The sequence below is a fragment of the Roseovarius sp. AK1035 genome (assembly GCF_003288315.1).
GTDB classification, from domain to species: Bacteria; Pseudomonadota; Alphaproteobacteria; order Rhodobacterales; family Rhodobacteraceae; genus Roseovarius; species Roseovarius mucosus_A.
Genome location: NZ_CP030099.1, coordinates 4,018,821 through 4,040,225, shown reverse-complemented (window position 1 = coordinate 4,040,225; position 21,405 = coordinate 4,018,821). Strand labels below are relative to the sequence as shown.

The following is a 21,405-nucleotide window of genomic DNA, read 5'->3' as shown; positions in this document are numbered from 1 at the left end:
CCACAAGACCATATACCGCGTGGCGCCTCTTTGGTTCGGAGGGCGCAACATGTTGAAACATCGAGGTTTTCCCGGTCGTCTACCAAGCACGGACTTTCAATTCACAATCAGACGCGCGAATGCCAAAGGGGCTACTCCCTTGGTTGCGCGTGAGCGTTACCGCGACCGTAAGCCTGCTGATAAACGGGCAGACGCGGCTTTTGTGCGCGCGATTTGGGAGTGTTTTGGCGAAGAGCCGTTTGAGCGCGGCAATCTTGATGCCGGGCGGTTAAGCTGGCTTTTGGGCCGCGAGGTCAAGCCGGTCGATGACCCCTTTGATCCCACAAGTTACGAGGCACTCTTGGTCTTGGACCTAGATGTTGCGCGCGAGTCATTTCCCGAGGTGTTCGTGTGACCCTAGCGCGCCCTCATCACCCCAGGGCGAGGACCCCGCGCTGCAGGATGCGCGGCGTTCTGCCTAGAGGCATTGAAAATCGGCAAAGCTCTGCTCATGCGAGTATCGCTGCGAGACTGTGTTTGGCCTGTGGATCGAATGCAGGCAGAGTGACCTTAGTGGCGGGAGTCCTTTCCCCAGAGGTATTGACATTGCGTCGGTCCTGCCGCCCTTCCCCCTGGGGGCGATCCTGTACGGGCGTGCATGGATCGCCCTCTTTTTCTGTTGAACATTCGATACTTGCGGTTTCCGGCGCAGATGGGCGGGGGTTCGCCGATGGTGTGTGGAGACGATGCAATCGCTTTGACGCGGCCCGCTTGGTGACGTTCTATGGCGTGGATTTTTCATGCGATCTGACAAGAGGACATCCCATATGCAAAGACTTCGAACACATCTCCTGCCGCGTGGCCTTGCTCCGACCCTTGGTGTTTTGGCGCTTGGCGCTTTGGTGGCCTGTGGTGACACGGTTCCAGAGCAGGCGCTTATCGGCGGCGGTGCGGGCGCTCTTACAACTGCGGTGGTTGGCGGCAGCGTCATCACCGGTGCCGCAGTTGGGGCCGCGGGCAACGTGGTCTTTTGTCAGGCCTATCCGAACCGCTGCTGATGATCTGAGCCCGAACCGTTCTGCGAGCGGTCTGCCAGCCATCCAAGACCAGTTACTTAAAGCCACCGGTGCGTTTCGCGCCGGTGGTTTTCTTGTTGTGCCAGAAGAAATCCGGCGCGCCGCCTAAAGGCCGCGCCGATAAGAGAGGAAGGGACGGAAGATGTTCAAGAAGATATTGATTGCCAACCGGGGCGAGATCGCCTGTCGCGTGATCAAGACCGCGCGCAAGATGGGGATTGCGACGGTGGCGATCTATTCCGATGCGGATCGCAACGCGCTGCATGTGCGCATGGCCGACGAGGCGGTTCATATCGGTCCGGCGCCTGCGTCCGAGAGCTATATCGTGATCGACAAGGTGATGGCCGCGATCAAGGCCACCGGGGCAGAGGCGGTGCATCCGGGCTATGGCTTTTTGAGTGAGAACCCCAAATTCGCGCAGGCGCTGGAAGCGGCAGGCGTGGCCTTTGTCGGGCCTCCCGTAAAGGCGATTGAGGCGATGGGGGACAAGATCACCTCGAAGAAAATCGCGCAAGAGGCAGGCGTTAGCACCGTGCCCGGCTATATGGGCCTGATCGCCGATGCCGAAGAGGCGGTGACCATCTCAAATCAAATCGGCTATCCCGTCATGATCAAGGCCTCTGCGGGCGGCGGCGGGAAGGGGATGCGGATCGCTTGGAATGACGAGGAAGCGCGCGAGGGCTTTCAAAGTTCCAAGAACGAGGCGGCGAGTTCTTTTGGTGATGATCGCATTTTCATCGAAAAATTCGTCACCCAACCGCGCCATATTGAAATTCAGGTGCTCTGCGATACCCACGGTAACGGCATTTATCTGGGCGAGCGCGAATGCAGTATTCAGCGCCGGAACCAGAAGGTGATCGAAGAAGCGCCGAGCCCGTTTCTTGATGAGGCCACACGCCGCGCAATGGGTGAGCAGGCCGTGGCACTCGCGCAGGCGGTGGGTTACGCCAGTGCAGGCACGGTGGAGTTCATCGTGGATGGACAGAGGAATTTCTACTTTCTCGAAATGAACACGCGCCTCCAGGTTGAACATCCTGTGACGGAATTGATCACCGGCGTCGATCTTGTGGAACAGATGATCCGGGTTGCGCATGGCGAGGCGCTGAGCCTCAAACAAGCGGATGTAAAGCTGACAGGCTGGGCGATGGAGAGCCGTCTGTATGCCGAAGACCCATATCGCGGGTTCCTGCCATCTATTGGTCGTCTGAGCCGGTATCGGCCGCCCGAGGAGCTGGCGATGGACGGTGCTGTGGTGCGCAATGACACGGGCGTGTTCGAGGGCGGCGAGATCAGCATGTATTACGATCCGATGATCGCCAAGCTGTGCACTTGGGGCCATACCCGCGCCGAGGCGATCGAGGGCATGCGCGTGGCTCTGGACAGCTTTGAAGTTGAGGGCATTGGGCATAACCTGCCGTTCCTGAGCGCCGTAATGGATCATCCGCGCTTTGTCAGTGGCGATATCACCACGGCCTTTATCGCCGAGGAGTATCCCGAGGGTTTCACTGGCGTAACACTGCCGGAAGAGGCGCTGCGCGCGATTGCGGCAAGCACGGCGGCGATGCATCGGGTGGCTGAAATCCGACGTACGCGGGTATCGGGGCGCATGGACAATCACGAACGCCATGTCGGTGAAGACTGGGTTGTGTCCTTGCAGGGCAAGAGCTTTGCCGTGGTGGTGGCGGCGGATCGTGAGGGGGCGACCGTGCGCTTTGAAGATGGTGACACCCTGCGCGTCACTAGCGGCTGGACACCCGGCGATCAACTGGCGCGGCTTGATGTGGATGGCCGGGCGCTGGTGCTCAAGGTCGGCAAAATCAGCGGCGGGTTCCGCATCCGCACGCGGGGCACCGATCTCAAGGTCCATGTGCGCACGCCGCGTCAGGCGGAACTGGCCGCGTTAATGCCCGAGAAACTCCCACCTGATACGTCCAAGCTGCTGCTCTGTCCGATGCCGGGGTTGATCGTAAAGGTCAATGTGGCAGCGGGCGAAGAGGTGCAGGAGGGGCAGGCACTCTGCACGGTGGAGGCGATGAAGATGGAAAACATCCTGCGCGCCGAGCGTAAGGGCGTGGTGGCAAAGGTGAATGCGGGGCCGGGCGACAGCCTTGCAGTGGATGATGTGATCATGGAGTTCGAGTGAGGGAATGCAACTGACCCTGCGCCATGACCTGCGGCTGCTTTCGTGCCTTGCTGCTATCGCTGTCGTTGCCGCTTGTGCGCGTGACGCAGAGGCGGCGCAGCGCGGGCGGCTGGCAGCGTGGTTTGCGTTGGGCGAAACCGTGGAATTTGCGGCGACGATGCAGTGTGCCGTGGGCCTCTATCGCGTAACGGATGCGCGGATCAAGGCGGCGATGCCCGTGGTCGGGTCAGCGTCAGAGATGGCGCGCGCCCTCGCCGCGCGTGGTCAGGCGGCTTGGATCGCGCCGGGTTTGGCCCCCGATGCGGCCATGGTGGCCATGGCCAATTTCGACCGGCCTACCGGTATGGCTATGCGACGCGCAGGCCTTGAGGCGCGCGCCTGCATGGAAGCGACAAGCGAGAGCGCCTTTCACCACATCTTGGGTCAGCCGGGTGCCGTGATGGCATGGGAGGCGCATGTGGGCGCACTCATGCTGATGGACCCTGCCACAGGGCTTTTGATTGTGGCGATTGGGGCCGGATGATGGTGTGCGAGCATCAGCTATCGCCGGGACGCTCCCGCAGTTCCTGTTGGCGCATTGGCAGTTTGTCGATGGTGCGGACGATTTCGCGCACATGCCAGGGCGCGGGCTTGCGCAGGTATATCACCCCGTCCTTGCCGATAAGCACAAGGCCAAATCCACGAGGGCGCAGCATCTTGCGCAGGTCCGAGCGCGCGTCAGGATCAGTGTCGGTGATCACCACCACATCAAGCGAATTGAGCACATCAAGCCGCTGGGTGATATACGCCATCTGTTCAACATATCGCGGATCGGCGGGCGTATCGGCAAAAATCACAAGTGGGCGCTTGAGCCAGAGAAAATCCTTCAAATTGACAGTATCTGCCGAGAGGATCGAGGCAGACGCGGGGCCCGTATCGCTGTCCTGCGCGGTCGCTGGCAGCGCGATAAAGAGAGCCAAAACAAGGGATAAGATCGTTTTCATGGGGTCTCCTGTCGGTCAAGATATAGGCTGGATGACGACGATTGCGAAGGGTGAATGGCAAGCGCACGGAAATTTTCCGAAGTTAAGCGCATGGTCAGGAATGGCAGGCAGGATCGAGACCAATCGTTTGCGGTCGCAAGGGGCGGCCAATCGAAAGGTCAGACCTGACATGGACATCATCCTGCATCTGGGCGCGCATCGCACCGCCTCAACCTCGTTTCAACACTATATGCGCGCCAATGCGCGCAGGTTGGCCGCGCAAGGCCTGTGCTATTGGGGGCCCGAGGTGACACGGGACGGGGTGTTGAGTGGGGTCATCCCGGCATCGGGCCTTGCCACTGCCACCCAACAGTTGGACCGCGCGCGTGGGCGTATCGCGCTTCGACTTGAAGAGGCGCGCACGCAGGGCATGACCCGTGTGTTGATCAGCGATGAGAACATGATCGGCTCAACCCGGCGTAACCTGCGGCACGCGCGGCTCTATCCCGGCATTGGCGAGCGTGTGGCGCGGTTCGTCCATGCTTTTGACGGGCGGATCACGCGTGTGGCGCTGTCCGTGCGCGGACAGGATAGTTGGTGGGCGTCGTCGCTGGCCTATGGCGTGGCGCGGGGGCACGGTGTGCCGGGGGTCGATGACCTTGACCGGCTGGTGACGGTCAACCGGCATTGGCGCGAGGTGATCACTGATCTGGCCTGTGCGCTGCCCGGTGTCGATCTCGTAATCCTTCCGCATGAGGTGCATGCTGGACGCCCCGAGGGGCGGTTGCGCGCGATAACAGGGCTTGCAGAGGTGCCGGTCAAGGCGGCGCGGCTCTGGCTCAACCGCGCGCCGGATCTGGCGGCGTTACGCCGTGCTGTGGCCGCGCGTGGCGGCGATTTGACACAATTGCCCGAGGGCGAAGGGCGTTGGCAGCCCTTTGACCGGGCACAGCGTTTGGCCCTGCAAGAGGCCTATGCCGACGATCTCTTCTGGCTTTCGGCCGGGGCAGATGGGGTGGCGCGACTATCAGAGGAAACCGGATCAGATGAGGCGGGGAAACACCTGCCCTCTGGCCAGATTGGAAGAGGACATCGGAATGGCGACGAAGAAAGACGATTGGCGTAAACTCGCGGCGGCTGAACTGCGGGGGCGCGCACCCGAAGACTTGACGTGGAACACGCTCGAGGGGATTGCGGTTCAACCGCTTTATACCGCAGAGGATGTGGCGGAGCTGCCGCATATGGGGAGCATCCCCGGGAAAGCGCCCTTTACGCGCGGCGTCAAGGCCACGATGTACGCAGGCCGCCCCTGGACGATCCGGCAATATGCCGGGTTTTCGACGGCCGAGGAATCGAACGCCTTTTACCGCCGCAACCTTGCAGCCGGACAGCAGGGGGTCTCGGTCGCCTTCGATCTGGCCACGCATCGCGGCTATGATAGCGACCATCCCCGCGTCGAGGGGGATGTCGGCAAGGCAGGTGTGGCGATTGACAGCGTCGAGGATATGAAAATCCTCTTTGATGGCATCCCGCTCGACAAGGTTTCCGTGTCGATGACGATGAACGGCGCTGTGATCCCGGTTTTGGCCAGCTTTATCGTCGCCGGAGAAGAGCAAGGCCATGATCGGGCGCTGCTCTCGGGCACCATTCAGAATGACATTCTCAAGGAATTCATGGTCCGGAACACCTATATCTATCCACCTGCACCCAGCATGCGGATTGTGTCGGATATCATCGGCTATACAGCCCAACACATGCCAAAATTCAACTCTATCTCGATCTCGGGCTATCACATGCAAGAGGCGGGCGCGAACCTTGTGCAGGAATTGGCCTATACGCTGGCCGACGGGCGCGAATACGTGCGTGCAGCCATCGCTGCGGGCATGGATGTAGACAGCTTTGCGCCGCGTCTTTCGTTCTTCTTCGCCATCGGCATGAACTTTTTTATGGAGGTCGCCAAGCTGCGCGCTGCGCGCCTGCTCTGGCACCGGATCATGACCGAATTCGGTGCCAAGGACGAGAAATCCAAGATGCTGCGCACCCATTGCCAGACATCCGGGGTGAGCCTTCAGGAACAAGATCCCTATAACAACGTGGTGCGCACCGCCTACGAGGCGATGAGCGCGGTTCTGGGGGGCACACAGTCGCTGCACACCAATGCGCTGGATGAGGCGATTGCCCTGCCTACAGATTTCAGCGCGCGCATCGCCCGCAATACGCAGTTGATCCTGCAAGAAGAGACTGGCGTCACCAAGGTGGTCGACCCGCTGGCGGGGTCTTACTACGTCGAGAGCCTGACGCATGAGTTGGCCGAAAAGGCCTGGGCCCTGATCGAAGAGGTCGAGGCCATGGGGGGCATGACCAAGGCGGTGGAATCCGGCATGCCAAAGCTCCGCATCGAAGAAACTGCGGCGACCCGGCAGGCCATGATCGACCGGGGTGACGAGGTGATCGTCGGCGTCAACAAGTATCGCAAGGACAAGGAAGACCCGATCGATATTCTGGATATCGACAACGACAAGGTGCGCGAGGCGCAGATCGCCCGGTTGGAGCGTATTCGCGCGCAACGCGATGAGACGGCTTGTCAGGCCGCCTTGAACGAGATGACGCGCCGTGCGCGTGAGGGCGGCAATCTGCTCGACGCAGCGGTTGAGGCAGCGCGTGCGCGCGCCACGGTAGGAGAGATCAGCATGGCACTGGAAAAAGAGTTTGGACGGCATCGCGCCGAGGTCAAGACTTTGGCCGGGGTTTACGGTGCCGCCTATGAGGGCGACGCAGGCTTTGCCGCCATTCAGAAATCGGTCGAGGATTTTGCCGAGGTTGAGGGGCGCCGTCCGCGTATGCTTGTCGTCAAGATGGGGCAAGATGGGCATGACCGCGGTGCCAAGGTGATTGCCACCGCCTTTGCCGATATCGGGTTCGATGTGGATGTGGGCCCGCTCTTTCAGACGCCAGAAGAGGCGGCGCAGGATGCCATTGATAATGACGTACATGTGGTGGGCATCAGCTCTCAGGCGGCGGGGCACAAGACATTGGCACCGAAACTGATCGCGGCGCTTAGGGCGCGGGATGCGGGCGACATTATCGTTATCTGCGGCGGGGTGATCCCCCAACAGGATTACGATTTCCTCAAGAAGGCGGGGGTCAAGGCAATCTTTGGTCCGGGCACCAATATTCCTGAGGCAGCCAAGGATATTCTGCGGCTGATCCGCGAGGCGCGCGGATAACGGCAGGGCGCTGCAACAAACGGCAAGAACAACAACGACCCCGCGCAGACATGCGCGGGGTCAAGTTCTACATAATACCCGGAAAAAAGGTTTCGCCCGGACGCGAGAGCGACCGGGCGACAACACTTTGCAAGCTCTGGAGGGAGGCTTAGCCCAAAACCGAGAGAAGTGCGGAAATGATCCAGTACCACATCACAACGCCGAGACCGACCATGGGGGCAATCCACCATCCACTGGGGAGATGGAGGGGGGTATTGGCGTCTTGCCCAAACCGATGCGTATCGTTCACTGTCATTTGTGGTGCCAACTGTTTCATTTCCGTATCTCCTGGCAGCCTTGGAAGTACAACCACAATCCCATGATCTGACTGAAATAGAAAGCGCGCGAAGGTATTTGCGAGGGGGCGAAAGAGAGGGCTGGTATCCAAAGATATTGGCTTTGAAGGGTTCAGTCATCGCCAAAGAAATCATCCTCTGCGTCTTCGCCGCTTCCCAATTCGCTCATCATCATGGAAAGAGCGCCGCCTGCCAGATCTAGACTGACGAGCTTGGCTGTCTTGGCGGGTTTTGGGGGTGGTGCGGGTTCTGGCTCTGGCTCCGGCATTGGTTCCGGCATCGGTGGGGGCAGAGGTTCGGGTTCGGCTTTGACCGGTGGGACGGGTTTGTGCGGGGCATCGAGAGCCTCTTGCAAGAGGCGCAGGCGCAGGCGCATCGCGAGCGCGCGCTGCACCGGATTGCTGGTTTGGGCGTAGACGTTGTTTGCGAGGGGCAGGCTCTCGGTGGCGGGAAGGATCAGCAGACGCCCCAGCACACGACTAAAGCTTCGGGGCAGGGTGAGCGACTTGCGCATGGCGGGGCGGGCGGCGGTCTCTGACATCGGCGTTCCTTGGTTTCGGGCGGGTTGGCACCAGAATTGCAGGGATGCGGGCAGGGCCGGAGCATCCACGATGCACGTCACCCTGCAAGGACTGGACCAACTGCGCTGACCACCCGGGAAAGGATCTCGCGCCATGACAGATGCGTTCCGCGATCACCTGAGCCTCTTTGCTTCGGCTCTGAACCTGCGCGAGCAGCGTGGCGCGATGCTGGCCTCCAACATCGCCAATGCGGCGACTCCGGGCTTCAAGGCGCGCGACATGGATTTCGAAACGGTACTGAATGCTGAAACTGGTGGCGGTGCCCTCGCCACCAGCAACGGCCGCCATTTCGCAACCAGTGGTCTAAATGCGGGGCAGGCGGGATACCGCGTTCCGGTCAATCCTTCGCTCGATGGCAATACGGTCGAACTGGCTGTGGAGCAGATGGAATTTGCGGAAAACAGCCTGCGTTACCAAACCAGTCTTACGCTGCTCAACCGGCGGATTTCTGGTCTGAACACGGCGATCAAGGGAGAATAAGCCATGATGATCAAGAATATCTTTGATGTCGCCAGCTCTGCCATGTCGGCGCAGATGGTGCGCTTGAATACGGTGGCCTCCAATATGGCCAATGCGCAGGCGGTGAGCACCACCAAAGAAGAGGCCTATCGCCCGCTGCGCCCGGTGTTCGAGACGATCTATGCCGATCAGACCGGCCAGTCTGGCCTTTCGACCACGCATGTCACCGACGTCGTACAGCTTGATCGAGAGCCTGTGCGTGCCTACCGCCCCGATCATCCGATGGCCGATGAAGAGGGCTTCGTCTACGAATCCGTCGTCAACCCAGACGAGGAAATGGTCGAGATGGTCGAAGCCAGCCGCCAGTATCAGAATGTTTTGGAAACCGTCTCGACCCTGCGCACGCTGATGGCACGCACGGTCATGATGGGTCAGGGCTAAGGAGCACTGCAATGCCTGAAGTCAATACAGCAACCGGCGCAAGTGCCACGTTCACGGCTGCTGCCGCTGCCAATTCCGCCCCAACACGGACAGGCAATGGCGATCTGGGGCAGCAGGATTTTCTGGCGCTGATGACGGCGCAGTTACAGAACCAAGACCCGTTCGCGCCAATGGAAAATGGCGAATTCCTCGCACAGATGGCGCAATTTTCGACCGTGGCGGGGTTGGACCGGGTGAACACCACCTTAAGCGATATCGGCAGCCAGATCGGGGGCAATCGGATTGCGACCGCTTCGTCGCTCTTGGGGCAACAGGTTTTGGTGCCGGGTTCGCTCGCGCGGCCAGATGCGTCGGGCGGGGTGCACGGTGTGGCAGACCTTCCAGAGGCGGCAAGTGCTGTCACAGTGATCTATTCCAACGCCGAGACGGGCGCGGAACTCCACCGAAAAGATATGGGCGCACAGCCTGCCGGGCTGATGGGCTTTGACTGGGACGGCCTGCCGCCTGAGATCGTCGCCGCGCGCGGTGCGGTGCGGGTGGCGATCGAGGTGGATGGCGACACACCGGCAGAGCCCTTTGTCTATGCCCGGGTTGTGGGGGTGCAGATGCCCGAGGGCGGGCAGGACATGACCCTCAGGGTCGAAGACTATGGGCTGCGTAGCAGTCTCGAGATCACCGACATTCGCTAATCCCAACCAACACCAGACCCTTCAACGACCTGACAGGACCAGATTCATGAGCTTTCACACTGCACTTTCCGGGCTGAACGCCGCGCAGACCGACATTTCGGTGACTTCGAACAATATTGCCAATGTGGGCACCCTCGGGTTTCATGGCAGCCGGGCGGAATTCGCCGACATCTATACCACCAGCCCGTACAGCCGCCCTGCGTCACAGATTGGATCAGGCACCGAAGTCAGCCGGATTGGTGTAGATTTCAAACAGGGGTCTTTGACGGCGACCGGCAACGTGCTGGACCTGTCTTTGCAGGGGCCGGGGTTCTTTCAGGTCCGCACCGGGCCGGATGCGGGGGCCGATGCGGGCTATACCCGTGCCGGTGCCTTTGGCATGAACCGCGAAGGGTTTGTGACCAATGCGGCGGGGCATTTCCTTACGGTCTTCCCGACCTCAGAGAATGGCGACACGCTGTCCACGACACAGACGCAACGCCTGCAAATCCCGCAACAATTCGGCACGCCTCAGGCGACGACGGCCGTTGATCTATCGTTCAACCTGTCGCTGAGCAACAATGGTGGTCTGGGCGCGCAGGCGGCCATTCCTGCCGCTGCCTTTGATCCAGCGGATCCAACGACTTATGCTGCGACCACGCAAATTCCGGTGCTGGATGCTGCGGGGCGTGCCGTGCCGGCGCAAGCCTATTTCGTGATGTCCGATGCGCCCGACGCGCTGGATGGCGGGTTGGCCTATACGGTGCAACTCGTGGTCGACGGCGTTATCACCGCCCCCACCGACCCGCTGGCCACATTGTCTTTTGATGCGGGCGGCGCGCAGACCGGCGGTCTGGAGGCGATGAACTTTGATTTTGGGGAGCAGGCGCTGTCGCTTTCTCTTGGTGGCTCGCGGGTGTCTGAGGGCCCGTTTGGCGCGATTGCTGTGTCACAGAATGGCACCCGCCAGCTTGACCTGTCCTCGGTTGATGTGCGTCAGGATGGCACCGTTTGGGCCAGCTATGGTGCCGAGACTTCGGTTGCAGTCGGTCAGGTTGCTGTTGCGAATTTCTCGGATATCCAAGGTCTTGGCAGCATCGGTAGCGCGACTTACCGCGCCTCGCGAGAATCCGGTGACGTCCGTTTGGGTGTGCCGGGGACAAGCGGCTTTGGTGCGATCAGGGCTGGCTCGGTCGAACGCTCGAATGTCGATCTGACTGAGCAATTGGTCAACTTGATCATGGCGCAACGGAACTATCAGGCCTCTGCCAAAGCGCTCGAGACCAACGGAACCTTGGCCGACACGGTTCTGAACATCCGCAGCTAACGCAAGGCGCCACCATGGACCGCATGATCTATACCGCGCTCAACGCATTGGGCGTCAATCGCGACAGTCAGGTGGCGCAGGCGCAGAACCTCGCCAACCAGACCGTTCCGGGTTATCGCCGCGACCTGCCCAACGAGGGCGGGGTGCGGTTTCTCGACATGATGGAGGGGTTGACCACTCGTGCCTTTCAGGTCGAGACCGGGCCCGCCGGGTTCTCGCAGGAAACGGGCAGGCTCACCCGCACCGACGAGGAACTAGATGTGGCGATTGCGGATCGGGGCTTTTTCTACGTGATGCCCGAGTCCGGCGATCCGGCGCTCAGCCGTCGTGGCGATCTGCGGCGTGATACGGATGGCACGCTGCGCAATGGTGCGGGCGATGCGATGCTGGGTGCGGATATGGCCCCGCTTCAGGTGCCCGCTTATCGCAATATCCGGATCACGGATATTGGCGAAATCTACATACAGCCGCTTGATGATCCTGAGGGTGATCCGGTCTTGGCCGGTGTGCTGGCCACCGTGATCCCGCCTGAGGATGTTGCGCTGACCAAGGGTGCAGACGGTCAGATCCGAACCGTGGAGGGCGTGTTGCCGCCGCCCAATCAACAGGCGGAGGTGTTGCAGGGCACGCTGGAGAGCAGCAACGTCAACCCGGTCGAAGAGCTGCTGTCGACGATGCAGATGCAGCGGAATTTCGAATTGGGTATGCGCATGGTCCTGACGGCGCGCGAACTGGATGAAAGCGGCGCAAGGACAATGCAGGCCCCCGAAGGCTGACGTTGAATTGCGTGCGGGCTTAGCCATCCCCGGCTTGAGCGATCGCTTTGCCTGCAGCCCAACCCGACGACCATGCCCATTGAAAATTGTAACCGCCAAGCCACCCGGTGACATCTACGGCCTCGCCAATGGCATAGAGGCCGGGCATGTGATTGGATTCCATTGATTTTGACGAAATCCCGTTAGTGTCGATGCCGCCCAAGGTGACTTCGGCGGTGCGATAGCCTTCGGTGCCGGTCGGCTTCATCTGCCAGCCGCGCAACGCCCCGGTGATCTCGGCGAGCCGCGCGTCGGAGTGATCTGCGAGATTGCCCACAAGACCCAAGCTCGCCGCCAGATGCGTTACCAGTTTCGCGGGTAGGTAATGGCCAAGGTCGGTTGTGATATTACGGCGGCCTGCGGTCTGACGCTGCTGGCGGAGCATGTCATAAAGTCTGGCGTTGGGATCGAGATCGAGGGTGATCGCCTGCCCCTCGCGCCAGTAAGAGGAAATTTGCAGGATGGCGGGGCCCGACAGCCCGCGATGCGTGAAAAGCGCCGCTTCATCAAAGCTGACCCCGTCGCAACTGGCCCGCACGGGCAGGGCGGTGCCGGAGAGTGCGGTAAAGGGGGCGTCGGAAAAGGTGAGTGGCACAAGTGCCGGGCGCGTTTCGGTGATCTGGTGGCCGAATTGGCGTGCAATGTCATAGGCCATGCCCGTGGCGCCCATCTTTGGGATGGATTTGCCGCCCGTTGCCAGCACGAGGTTGCGCGCGGAGACAGTCATGCGCCGCCCTTCGCGGTCGAGCGTGGCGCGAAACCGGCTGCCGTCATGGCTGATGTCCGACACATGCGTTGAAAGCCAGAGATCGGCCCCCGATTGACGCAGTTCCTTGACCAGCAGCGTGACGATCTGTGTGGCCTTGTCGTCGCAAAAAAGCTGGCCAAGGGTTTTCTCATGCCAAGCGATGCCGTGACGCGCGATGAGATCAAGAAAATCCCACTGGGTATAGCGCGAGAGGGCGGATTTACAGAAATGCGGGTTGGCCGAGATGAAATTCGCCGGTGTCGTGCCAAGATTGGTGAAGTTGCACCGCCCACCACCTGAGATACGTATTTTCTCGCCCGGTGCGCGCGCATGGTCGATGATCAGCGTGCTTGGCCCGGCATGGGCCGCGCACATCATGCCGGCGGCCCCGGCCCCAAGGATGAGCGTGTTGCAGTTGTGGCGCATGTGCGTGGCTCTGACGCGAAAAGCCGCCGATTGGCAAGGGGATAGTTCTGGTATTAAGGCGAAAACAGCGCTAGAATATGTGTCAGACCCCGAAAAGGGGCGCAAGATGCATGAGGCGGCAGGCAGATGACAGAAATGGTCTATGGGGCTGTGCCCCTGCGGGACGCAGAGCCCGTCATTCCCAAATGGTGGCGCACGATCGACAAATGGTCGCTGACATGCGTCTTGATCCTGTTCAGCATCGGTATGTTGTTGGGGCTGGCCGCCTCGCCACCGCTTGCGGAAAAGAATGGGCTTGGCGCGTTTTACTACGTGCAGCGTCAGGCGCTCTTCGGAGGCATGGCACTGGCGGTGATGGTTCTGGTGTCGATGATGCGCCCGGAAATGGTGCGGCGCATGGCGGTTCTGGGGTTTCTCGCTGCCTTTGCCGCGCTGATGGCGCTGCCGTTTCTGGGGACAGACTTTGGCAAGGGGGCGGTACGGTGGTATAGCCTCGGTTTTGCGTCGGTGCAGCCGTCGGAGTTTCTCAAGCCCGTTTTCGTGGTCGTGGCCGCTTGGATGATGGCGGCAAGCCAGCAGATGAATGGGCCGCCGGGTCTGAGTTGGTCGTTTCTTTTGACCCTCGTGATCCTCACCTTTCTGGCGATGCAGCCCGATTTCGGGCAGGCCGCGCTTGTTCTCTTTGGCTGGGGCGTGATGTATTTCGTGGCAGGGGCCCCGGTGACGTTGCTTTTGGGGATGGCAGGGGGCGTGGTGCTCGTGGGCAGTTTCGCCTATGCCAATTCCGAGCATTTCGCACGCCGGATTGACGGGTTTCTCAGCCCTGAGGTCGACCCGACCACACAGCTTGGCTTTGCCACCAATGCGATCCGCGAAGGCGGTTTCTTTGGCGTGGGCGTGGGGGAAGGGCAGGTCAAATGGAGCCTGCCGGACGCGCATACGGATTTCATCATCGCGGTCGCCGCCGAAGAATACGGGCTGGTTCTGGTGCTCTGCATTATTGCGCTTTATGCCAGTGTCGTGGTGCGCTCGCTTTTGCGCCTGATGCGGGAACGTGATCCCTTCATCCGCCTTGCGGGCACCGGCCTTGTGGTGATGTTCGGGGCACAGGCGATGATCAACATGGGCGTCGCCGTGCGCCTTCTGCCAGCCAAGGGCATGACCCTACCCTTTGTCAGCTATGGCGGTTCGTCGGTGGTGGCGGGAGGGATCGCCGTGGGTATGCTTTTGGCCTTTACCCGAACGCGGCCTCAGGGACAGATCGGGGATATCCTGCGGGGGCGCTCATGACTGCGCGACAGCCGCTGTTGATCATCGCTGCGGGCGGCACGGGTGGACATATGTTTCCCGCGCAGGCCCTGGCCGAGGTGATGCTGCGGCGTGGTTGGCGGGTGCGATTGAGCACGGATGCACGCGGTGCGCGCTATGTTGGCGGCTTTCCTCATTCGGTCGAAATTGAGCAGGTGGCAAGCGCCACCTTCGCGCGCGGCGGCCTGCTCAACAAACTGCTGGCACCGTTTCACATCGCGGGCGGCGTGTTGGGGGCAAGCCTGCGGATGATGCAGGACAAACCGGACGTGGTCGTGGGATTTGGCGGCTACCCAAGCATTCCGGCGCTCACGGCGGCGTGGCTGCTGCGCCGTCCGCGTATGGTGCATGAACAAAATGGGGTGCTTGGTCGGGTCAACCGGTTCTTTGCGCGCCGGGTCGATGTTGTTGCCTGTGGCACTTGGCCCACGACCCTGCCCGAGGGCACGCAGGCGGTGCATGTGGGCAATCCGGTGCGGGCCGCGGTGTTGGAGCGGGCGGGCGCGGGCTATATCGCGCCGGGCGATTATCCAATGTCGGTGCTGGTGATTGGCGGCTCACAAGGGGCGCGTATCCTCAGCGATATGGTGCCAGCCGCTGTCGCAGCCCTGCCGGAGGCGATCTTGCGCAATGTCCGGGTCAGTCATCAGGCGCGCGAGGAAGATATGGACCGCGTGGCGCGGTTTTATGCCGGGGCGGGGATTGATGCCGATGTGCAGCCATTTTTCCGCGATGTGCCTCGCCGCATGACCGAGGCGCAATTGGTGATCAGCCGGGCGGGCGCGTCGAGCATCGCTGATGTTTCGATCATCGGGCGGCCTGCGATCCTCATTCCTTATGCTGCTGCCGCTGGCGACCATCAGGCCGCCAATGCTCGTGGTCTGGCGGCGGCGGGTGGGGCAATCGTGATCCCCGAAAGCCGCTTGACTGAAACGGTGCTGCGCGAGCAGATCGGTGCTGTACTGGGCGATCCGACCGGCGCGTCGATGATGGCGCAGGCGGCGTTGAGTTGTGGCATGCCGGACGCCCCCCAACATCTGGCCGATATGGTCGAAGACCTTGCGAATAAAGGGCAAAAGCAATGAATGCAGCCACCAAGCTTCCGACTGATATCGGCCCCATCCATTTTGTCGGGATCGGCGGTATCGGGATGTCGGGCATTGCCGAAGTGTTGATCAATCATGGCTACCAGGTTCAGGGGTCTGACCTCAAATCCACGCCCATCACCGTGCGGTTGGCGGGCATGGGGGCTACGGTCTTTGAGGGGCAGCGCGCAGAAAACCTCGAGGGTGCCGCGGTGGTGGTCATCTCATCTGCCATCAAGCCCGGCAATCCTGAACTGGACGAGGCGCGCAAGCGCGGCTTGCCTGTCGTGCGCCGCGCCGAGATGCTGGCCGAACTGATGCGGCTCAAATCCAACATTGCGGTGGCGGGCACCCATGGCAAGACCACGACGACAACGCTGGTTGCAGAGCTTTTGGTCAAGGGCGGAATTGATCCCACGGTCGTCAATGGCGGCATCATCCATGCCTATGGCAGCAATGCGCGCATGGGGCAGGGCGAATGGATGGTGGTCGAGGCCGACGAGAGCGACGGCACCTTTAACCGCCTGCCGGCGACCATCGCCATCGTGACCAATATCGACCCCGAACATATGGAGCATTGGGGCAATATCGAGCGGTTGCGGCAAGGCTTTTACGACTTTGTCAGCAATATTCCCTTTTATGGGCTGGCGGTCTGTTGCACCGATCACCCCGAGGTGCAGGCCCTTGTGGGCCGCATCACCGACCGCCGCGTGATGACCTATGGGTTCAACGCGCAGGCCGATGTGCGGGCGGTCAATCTGCATTACGAAAAGGGTGTCGCGCATTTCGACGTGGCGCTTCAGGCTGAGGGGCGGATGATCGAAGGCTGCACCCTTCCAATGCCCGGCGATCACAATGTCAGCAACGCGCTGAGCGCGGTTGCAGTGGCGCGGCATCTGGGGATGAAAGGCGATGAAATTCGCACCGCTTTGGCAAGTTTCGGAGGCGTCAACCGGCGCTTTACCCGTGTGGGCGAAGTGAACGGCGTGACCATCATCGACGATTACGGCCATCACCCGGTCGAGATTGCCGCTGTGTTGCGTGCGGCGCGGCAGGCCACGACGGGGCGGGTTATCGCGGTACATCAACCGCATAGGTACACCCGGCTTTCGAGCCTTTTTGACGATTTCTGCGGTTGTTTCAACGAAGCCGATGTGGTGGCCATCGCCGAGGTCTATGCTGCGGGCGAAGATCCCATTCCCGGGGCCAGTCGCGATGATCTGGTGGCGGGGCTGATCCGCCACGGCCACCGCCACGCCCGTGCCATCCGCGACGAAGACGATTTGGAGCGTTTGGTGCGTGAGCAGGCGGGACCGGGGGATATGGTTGTCTGTCTTGGCGCGGGCACGATCAGTGCTTGGGCGAATGGTCTGCCAGCACGCCTTGAAGGGTTGGGATGACGCTCTCTTTGGTTCTGGCGTGTTGTTGGGCAGTCGCTGCGAATGTGCTGGCGATGCTGCCTAGCCGCAACAATTACTGGCGGCGGGCCTATGTGCTGATGGCCCTTGGTGTGCCGATCCTTGGCTTTGTCACGTGGCAGAATGGGCCGTGGGTTGGCCTATTTGTCATGGTTGGCGGGATGAGCGTGCTGCGATGGCCGGTGATCTACCTTGGGCGGTGGATGCGGCGGAAACTGGGGTAGGGAATGCGCAGGGCTTTACCTTGGGCGCGGCAAAAGGCAGAAGCGCTGTCATGATGACTATGCCACAGACACGGGGCGCGCTGACGCCCGACCGGCCCTTGGCTGACCTGACCTGGCTGCGTGTGGGCGGGCCTGCGGATTGGTTGTTTCAACCAGCAGATCTTGACGATTTGGCAGGGTTTCTTGCGGGGCTTGACCCCAGCCTGCCGGTGTTTCCCATGGGCGTGGGCAGCAACCTGATTGTGCGCGATGGCGGGGTGCACGCGGTGGTTATCCGGTTGGGGCGCGGGTTCAATAGCATTCGTGTTGAGGGCAGTCGCGTGATCGCCGGGGCTGCTGCCCTTGATGCGCATGTGGCACGGCGGGCAGCCGAGGCGGGCGTTGATCTGACGTTCTTGCGCACGATTCCGGGGAGCATCGGTGGCGCGGTGCGGATGAATGCGGGCTGTTACGGGGCCTATGTGGCCGATCATCTGATTGAGGCGAAAGCCGTGACACGGGGCGGCGAGGTGGTGACCCTCGCGCATGATGCGCTGCACTTCGCCTATCGGCACAGCGCTGTTCCTGACGGGTGGGTGATCGTAGAGGCAACCTTTGAGGGGGGCTTGGGCGATCCGTCGGCGCTGGAGGCCAAAATGGCCGACCAAATCGCCAAGCGTGACGCCACGCAGCCAACGAAAGAGCGCAGCGCAGGCAGCACTTTTCGCAATCCGGCGGGATTTTCCTCGACCGGGAGGGCGGATGACGTGCATGATCTGAAGGCGTGGAAAGTGATCGACGAGGCGGGATTGCGCGGCACACGGCGCGGTGGGGCGCAGATGAGCGAGATGCATCCCAACTTCCTGATCAACACCGGCGGGGCGTCTGCCGCCGATCTGGAAGGTCTTGGCGAAGATGTGCGAAAAAAGGTTTTTCAAATGCGTGGAATAGAGTTAGAGTGGGAAATCATGAGGGTCGGCGAACCGGCTCCGGGCGCAAGCCCACAGGCAGACTAACAAAAACAAATCGACAACAGGGCTGGTGAACCAGCCCGGGACATTGAGGCACATGGTGGTTGGTTCGAGCAGAACAACCCCGAAAGTGGCGGTGATCATGGGCGGCCCCTCAGCGGAGAGGGACGTGTCGCTCTCTTCAGGGCGTGAGTGCGCCGTCGCATTGCGGGAAGCAGGGTTTGAGGTGGTTGAGGTGGATGCCGCGGCCGACCTCTGCACATGTTTACAAGCGATAAAGCCGGACGTGGTATTCAATGCCCTGCATGGGCGTTGGGGCGAGGATGGGTGCGTGCAGGGGATGCTGGAATGGTTGCGCCTGCCTTACACCCATTCGGGCGTGCTGTCCTCAGCACTTGCCATGGACAAGGAACGCACCAAGGCGGCCTATCGCGCGGCTGGCCTGCCGGTGGTCGAGAGTGTGCTGGCGCGGCGCGATGAGGTGCGCACGCGCCATGTCATGCCCCCGCCCTATGTGGTGAAACCATGTAACGAGGGCTCTTCCGTCGGCATCTATCTGGTTGAGGCGGGCGCCAACAATCCACCCGCCCTGTCCGATGACATGCCCGAGGTGGTGATGGTCGAGGCCTATGCGCCGGGGCGCGAATTGACCACGACGGTTATGGGCGACCGCGCCCTGACCGTGACGGATATTCTGACTGATGGCTGGTATGACTACGACGCCAAATACAAACCTGGTGGGTCGCGCCATGTGGTGCCCGCTGAAATTCCGCAAGAGATTTTTGATGCCTGTCTGGATTATGCGCTGCGGGCGCATGCGGTGCTGGGGTGTCGCGGGGTCAGCCGCACTGATTTTCGTTGGGACGCGGCGCGTGGGCGTGATGGGTTGATCCTGTTGGAAACCAACACGCAGCCGGGAATGACCCCCACGTCGCTCGCCCCGGAACAGGCACAAGCGGTCGGCATTACCTTTCCCGAGTTGTGTCGCTGGATGGTGGAGGATGCGTCATGCAACCGGTAATTCCGCGCGCTGATCCTGCGCCGTCGCGCATGTCCTACCGTCTTCAGCGCCTGATGCTGACGCCGCTCTATCGGCGTCTGATCCGGTTTGGCTTGCCGATACTGGTGGTGGCGGGGATCGCTGGCGGATATCTCAGCAGCGAGACGCGGCGCACCGCCCTTGTCGAGCAGGTTGCCGAAATCCGCCACCAGATCGAAACCCGCCCCGAGTTCATGGTCAACCTTCTGTCAGTCGAAGGGGCGAGCACCAGCGTGCAAGAGGATATCCGCGAGATTTTCCCCTATGACCTGCCCGCGAGCTCGTTTGACCTTGTACTCGATGATATCCGCGTGATGATCGAAGAGCTGCCTGCGGTCGCGCGCGCCGAGGTGCGTATCCGTCAGGGCGGTGTTCTGGTCGCCGAAATCACCGAGCGGGTTCCGGTCGCTCTTTGGAAAACGCGCGACGCGCTCAATGTGATCGACATCGAAGGGCAGGTGATCGGCGTGGTCAAAGCCCGCGCCGAGCGTGCTGACCTGCCGGTGGTGGCGGGCGATGGAGCCCCGGATCAGGTGGCTGAGGCGATTGAACTTCTACGGGCGGCTGTTCCGCTTGGCATGGACCTGCGCGGTCTTGTGCGGATGGGAGAGCGGCGGTGGGATCTGGTGTTGGCGGATGGCAAACGCATCCTGTTGCCCGAAACCGGGGCGGTGCGCGCTTTGGAGCGTGTGATCGTGCTGCACGGGGCGCAGGATATGCTGGGGCGTGATCTGGCCTCGGTCGACATGCGCATTGCCGCACGCCCGACAATCCGCCTGAACGAGAATGCCATGGAAGACTGGTGGACCATAACACAGATGAGTTTGGGGACGAACTGAACCATGATCGAGCTCTACGAATCCCAACGGGCGATGCGCAACATGCGCAAGGCGGCGATGCAGCGGGGGGTGGTCGCTGTCCTGGATGTGGGCACTTCCAAGATAGCCTGCCTTGTATTGCGCTTTGACGGCACCGAGCGGCTGCACGAGGCCGAAGGCATCGGCCGGATGGCGGGACAAGCTGGCTTTCGGGTGATCGGTGCGGCCACGACACGGTCGCGCGGGGTGCGCTTTGGCGAGATCGACGCCATGGCCGAGACCGAGCGCGCCATTCGCACCGCCGTTCAGGCGGCGCAAAAGATGGCCAACATTCGTGTTGATCACGTCATTGCCTGTTTTTCGGGCGCAGGGCCGCGCAGTTATGGGTTGGCGGGGCAGGTCGAGCTTGAGGGCCATACCGTCAGCGAGCAGGACATCAGCCGCGTGCTGAGCGCCTGTGATGTGCCTGATTTTGGCGAGGGGCGTGAGGTGCTGCATGCGCAGCCGGTCAATTTCGCCTTGGATCACCGCAGTGGATTGATTGATCCGCGTGGGCAGATGGGGCAGGTGCTGGCCACCGATATGCATATGCTGACCGTTGATGGTGCGGCGATCCAGAACCTTGCCTATTGTGTCAAGCGCTGCGATCTGGAACTCGCAGGGGTTGCCAGCTCTGCCTATGTGTCGGGCATTGCCGCTTTGGTCGAGGACGAGCAGGAGTTGGGCGCGGCCTGTATTGATCTGGGTGGCGGCACCTCGGGCGTGTCCATTTTCATGAAGAAGCATATGATCTACGCCGACAGTGTGCGGATGGGTGGCGACCACGTCACCAACGACATTTCCATGGGCCTCCAAGTGCCGCAGGCCACCGCCGAGAGAATTAAGACCTTTTATGGCGGAGTGGTTGCCACTGGAATGGACGACCGCGAGATGATCGATATCGGTGGTGATACCGGCGATTACGAGCATGATCGCCGCCGCGTAAGCCGGGCCGAATTGATCGGCATTATGCGCCCTCGGGTCGAGGAAATTCTCGAAGAGGTGCGCGCACGGCTTGATGCGGCCGGGTTCGATCACCTGCCAAGCCAGCAGATTGTGCTGACCGGCGGCGGCAGCCAGATCCCCGGCCTTGACGGGCTGGCCAGCAAGATATTGGGACAGCAGGTACGGCTTGGGCGGCCTTTGCGGGTGCATGGTCTGCCGCAAGCGGCAACCGGGGCAGGCTTTGCCAGTGCCGTGGGCATGTGTCTCTTTGCGGCCAATCCGCAAGACGAATGGTGGGATTTCGAGATTCCGGTGGATCGCTATCCGGCGCGGTCGCTCAAGCGGGCAATGAAATGGTTTCGGGACAACTGGTGATCGCAAGATATGGCGTA

23 protein-coding genes are annotated in these 21,405 nt (G+C 61.4%); 19 read left to right on the top strand and 4 right to left on the bottom strand.

The window, feature by feature from the left end; genetic code table 11:
- The first annotated feature begins 49 nt into the window (after positions 1-49).
- The 4 genes from RAK1035_RS19265 to RAK1035_RS19250 all read left to right on the top strand — a co-directional run bounded on the left by RAK1035_RS19265 (position 50) and on the right by RAK1035_RS19250 (position 3,721).
- On the top strand, positions 50-394 hold the full coding sequence (locus tag RAK1035_RS19265; RefSeq protein ID WP_037297538.1) for a hypothetical protein: 345 nt from the start codon (positions 50-52) through the stop codon (positions 392-394).
- A 412-nt stretch (positions 395-806) separates the two neighbouring features.
- Positions 807-1,037, top strand: a complete 231-nt coding sequence (locus RAK1035_RS19260; protein WP_008280535.1) for a hypothetical protein — start codon at positions 807-809, stop codon at positions 1,035-1,037.
- A 160-nt stretch (positions 1,038-1,197) separates the two neighbouring features.
- Complete coding sequence (locus RAK1035_RS19255; RefSeq protein WP_008280534.1) at positions 1,198-3,198, top strand: acetyl-CoA carboxylase biotin carboxylase subunit; 2,001 nt, start codon at positions 1,198-1,200, stop codon at positions 3,196-3,198.
- Positions 3,199-3,202: 4 nt separating this feature from the next.
- On the top strand, positions 3,203-3,721 hold the full coding sequence (locus tag RAK1035_RS19250; RefSeq protein WP_008280533.1) for a hypothetical protein: 519 nt from the start codon (positions 3,203-3,205) through the stop codon (positions 3,719-3,721).
- 13 nt (positions 3,722-3,734) lie between these two features.
- On the opposite strand, the gene RAK1035_RS19245 is transcribed toward RAK1035_RS19250, so the two are convergent.
- A complete protein-coding gene (locus RAK1035_RS19245) occupies positions 3,735-4,181 on the bottom strand; it encodes a DUF4174 domain-containing protein (RefSeq protein WP_008280532.1) in 447 nt (148 codons plus the stop codon).
- A 169-nt stretch (positions 4,182-4,350) separates the two neighbouring features.
- Between RAK1035_RS19245 and RAK1035_RS19240 the strand changes: the two genes are divergently transcribed.
- Entirely contained in the window at positions 4,351-5,286 is a 936-nt protein-coding gene (locus tag RAK1035_RS19240; protein ID WP_037297447.1) for a hypothetical protein, read from the top strand.
- The gene (gene scpA / locus RAK1035_RS19235; protein ID WP_008280530.1) at positions 5,258-7,387 is read left to right on the top strand and encodes a methylmalonyl-CoA mutase; all 2,130 of its coding nucleotides are present in this window, start codon (positions 5,258-5,260) and stop codon (positions 7,385-7,387) included. Before RAK1035_RS19240 ends, scpA begins: the two co-directional genes overlap by 29 nt.
- Before the next feature lie 148 nt (positions 7,388-7,535).
- On the opposite strand, the gene RAK1035_RS20305 is transcribed toward scpA, so the two are convergent.
- Positions 7,536-7,703: a hypothetical protein gene (locus RAK1035_RS20305; RefSeq protein ID WP_157132402.1), complete on the bottom strand. Its 168-nt coding sequence runs from the start codon at positions 7,701-7,703 to the stop codon at positions 7,536-7,538.
- A gap of 131 nt (positions 7,704-7,834) precedes the next feature.
- Positions 7,835-8,263: a hypothetical protein gene (locus RAK1035_RS20435; protein WP_008280528.1), complete on the bottom strand. Its 429-nt coding sequence runs from the start codon at positions 8,261-8,263 to the stop codon at positions 7,835-7,837.
- A gap of 133 nt (positions 8,264-8,396) precedes the next feature.
- Between RAK1035_RS20435 and flgB the strand changes: the two genes are divergently transcribed.
- The 5 genes from flgB to RAK1035_RS19205 are packed head-to-tail and all read left to right on the top strand — an operon-like array spanning position 8,397 to position 11,974.
- A complete protein-coding gene (gene flgB, locus RAK1035_RS19225; RefSeq protein ID WP_008280527.1) occupies positions 8,397-8,783 on the top strand; it encodes a flagellar basal body rod protein FlgB in 387 nt (128 codons plus the stop codon).
- Between the two features lie 3 nt (positions 8,784-8,786).
- The gene (gene flgC / locus RAK1035_RS19220) at positions 8,787-9,203 is read left to right on the top strand and encodes a flagellar basal body rod protein FlgC (RefSeq protein WP_008280526.1); all 417 of its coding nucleotides are present in this window, start codon (positions 8,787-8,789) and stop codon (positions 9,201-9,203) included.
- Between the two features lie 11 nt (positions 9,204-9,214).
- On the top strand, positions 9,215-9,892 hold the full coding sequence (locus RAK1035_RS19215; RefSeq protein WP_008280525.1) for a flagellar hook assembly protein FlgD: 678 nt from the start codon (positions 9,215-9,217) through the stop codon (positions 9,890-9,892).
- Between the two features lie 46 nt (positions 9,893-9,938).
- The gene (locus RAK1035_RS19210; protein WP_008280524.1) at positions 9,939-11,198 is read left to right on the top strand and encodes a flagellar hook protein FlgE; all 1,260 of its coding nucleotides are present in this window, start codon (positions 9,939-9,941) and stop codon (positions 11,196-11,198) included.
- Positions 11,199-11,212: 14 nt separating this feature from the next.
- Positions 11,213-11,974, top strand: a complete 762-nt coding sequence (locus RAK1035_RS19205) for a flagellar basal body rod protein FlgF (protein WP_008280523.1) — start codon at positions 11,213-11,215, stop codon at positions 11,972-11,974.
- A gap of 19 nt (positions 11,975-11,993) precedes the next feature.
- Here the strand turns inward: RAK1035_RS19205 and RAK1035_RS19200 are convergent, their stop codons facing one another.
- A complete protein-coding gene (locus RAK1035_RS19200) occupies positions 11,994-13,187 on the bottom strand; it encodes an NAD(P)/FAD-dependent oxidoreductase (protein ID WP_008280522.1) in 1,194 nt (397 codons plus the stop codon).
- Positions 13,188-13,313: 126 nt separating this feature from the next.
- Between RAK1035_RS19200 and RAK1035_RS19195 the strand changes: the two genes are divergently transcribed.
- From RAK1035_RS19195 to ftsA, 8 genes are read left to right on the top strand one after another with little or no spacing between them, the layout of a single operon-like run.
- The gene (locus RAK1035_RS19195; protein ID WP_008280521.1) at positions 13,314-14,477 is read left to right on the top strand and encodes a peptidoglycan glycosyltransferase FtsW; all 1,164 of its coding nucleotides are present in this window, start codon (positions 13,314-13,316) and stop codon (positions 14,475-14,477) included.
- Positions 14,474-15,580 carry a UDP-N-acetylglucosamine--N-acetylmuramyl-(pentapeptide) pyrophosphoryl-undecaprenol N-acetylglucosamine transferase gene (locus RAK1035_RS19190; protein WP_008280520.1) on the top strand — a complete coding sequence of 369 codons (1,107 nt, stop codon included), beginning with the start codon at positions 14,474-14,476 and terminating at the stop codon, positions 15,578-15,580. Before RAK1035_RS19195 ends, RAK1035_RS19190 begins: the two co-directional genes overlap by 4 nt.
- A complete protein-coding gene (murC, locus tag RAK1035_RS19185) occupies positions 15,577-16,980 on the top strand; it encodes a UDP-N-acetylmuramate--L-alanine ligase (RefSeq protein ID WP_008280519.1) in 1,404 nt (467 codons plus the stop codon). The genes RAK1035_RS19190 and murC overlap by 4 nt, the downstream gene beginning before the upstream one ends.
- A complete protein-coding gene (locus RAK1035_RS19180) occupies positions 16,977-17,222 on the top strand; it encodes a DUF2484 family protein (RefSeq protein ID WP_008280518.1) in 246 nt (81 codons plus the stop codon). The genes murC and RAK1035_RS19180 overlap by 4 nt, the downstream gene beginning before the upstream one ends.
- A 50-nt stretch (positions 17,223-17,272) precedes the next feature.
- Positions 17,273-18,217, top strand: a complete 945-nt coding sequence (murB, locus tag RAK1035_RS19175; RefSeq protein WP_037297442.1) for a UDP-N-acetylmuramate dehydrogenase — start codon at positions 17,273-17,275, stop codon at positions 18,215-18,217.
- 52 nt (positions 18,218-18,269) lie between these two features.
- Positions 18,270-19,193 (top strand): D-alanine--D-alanine ligase, encoded by a 924-nt coding sequence (locus RAK1035_RS19170; protein ID WP_198133582.1) that lies wholly within the window; start codon positions 18,270-18,272, stop codon positions 19,191-19,193.
- The gene (locus RAK1035_RS19165; protein WP_008280515.1) at positions 19,181-20,050 is read left to right on the top strand and encodes a cell division protein FtsQ/DivIB; all 870 of its coding nucleotides are present in this window, start codon (positions 19,181-19,183) and stop codon (positions 20,048-20,050) included. The genes RAK1035_RS19170 and RAK1035_RS19165 overlap by 13 nt, the downstream gene beginning before the upstream one ends.
- A gap of 3 nt (positions 20,051-20,053) precedes the next feature.
- Positions 20,054-21,388, top strand: coding sequence for a cell division protein FtsA (gene ftsA / locus RAK1035_RS19160; RefSeq protein ID WP_008280514.1), 1,335 nt, complete (start codon positions 20,054-20,056; stop codon positions 21,386-21,388).
- Positions 21,389-21,405 lie beyond the last annotated feature (17 nt).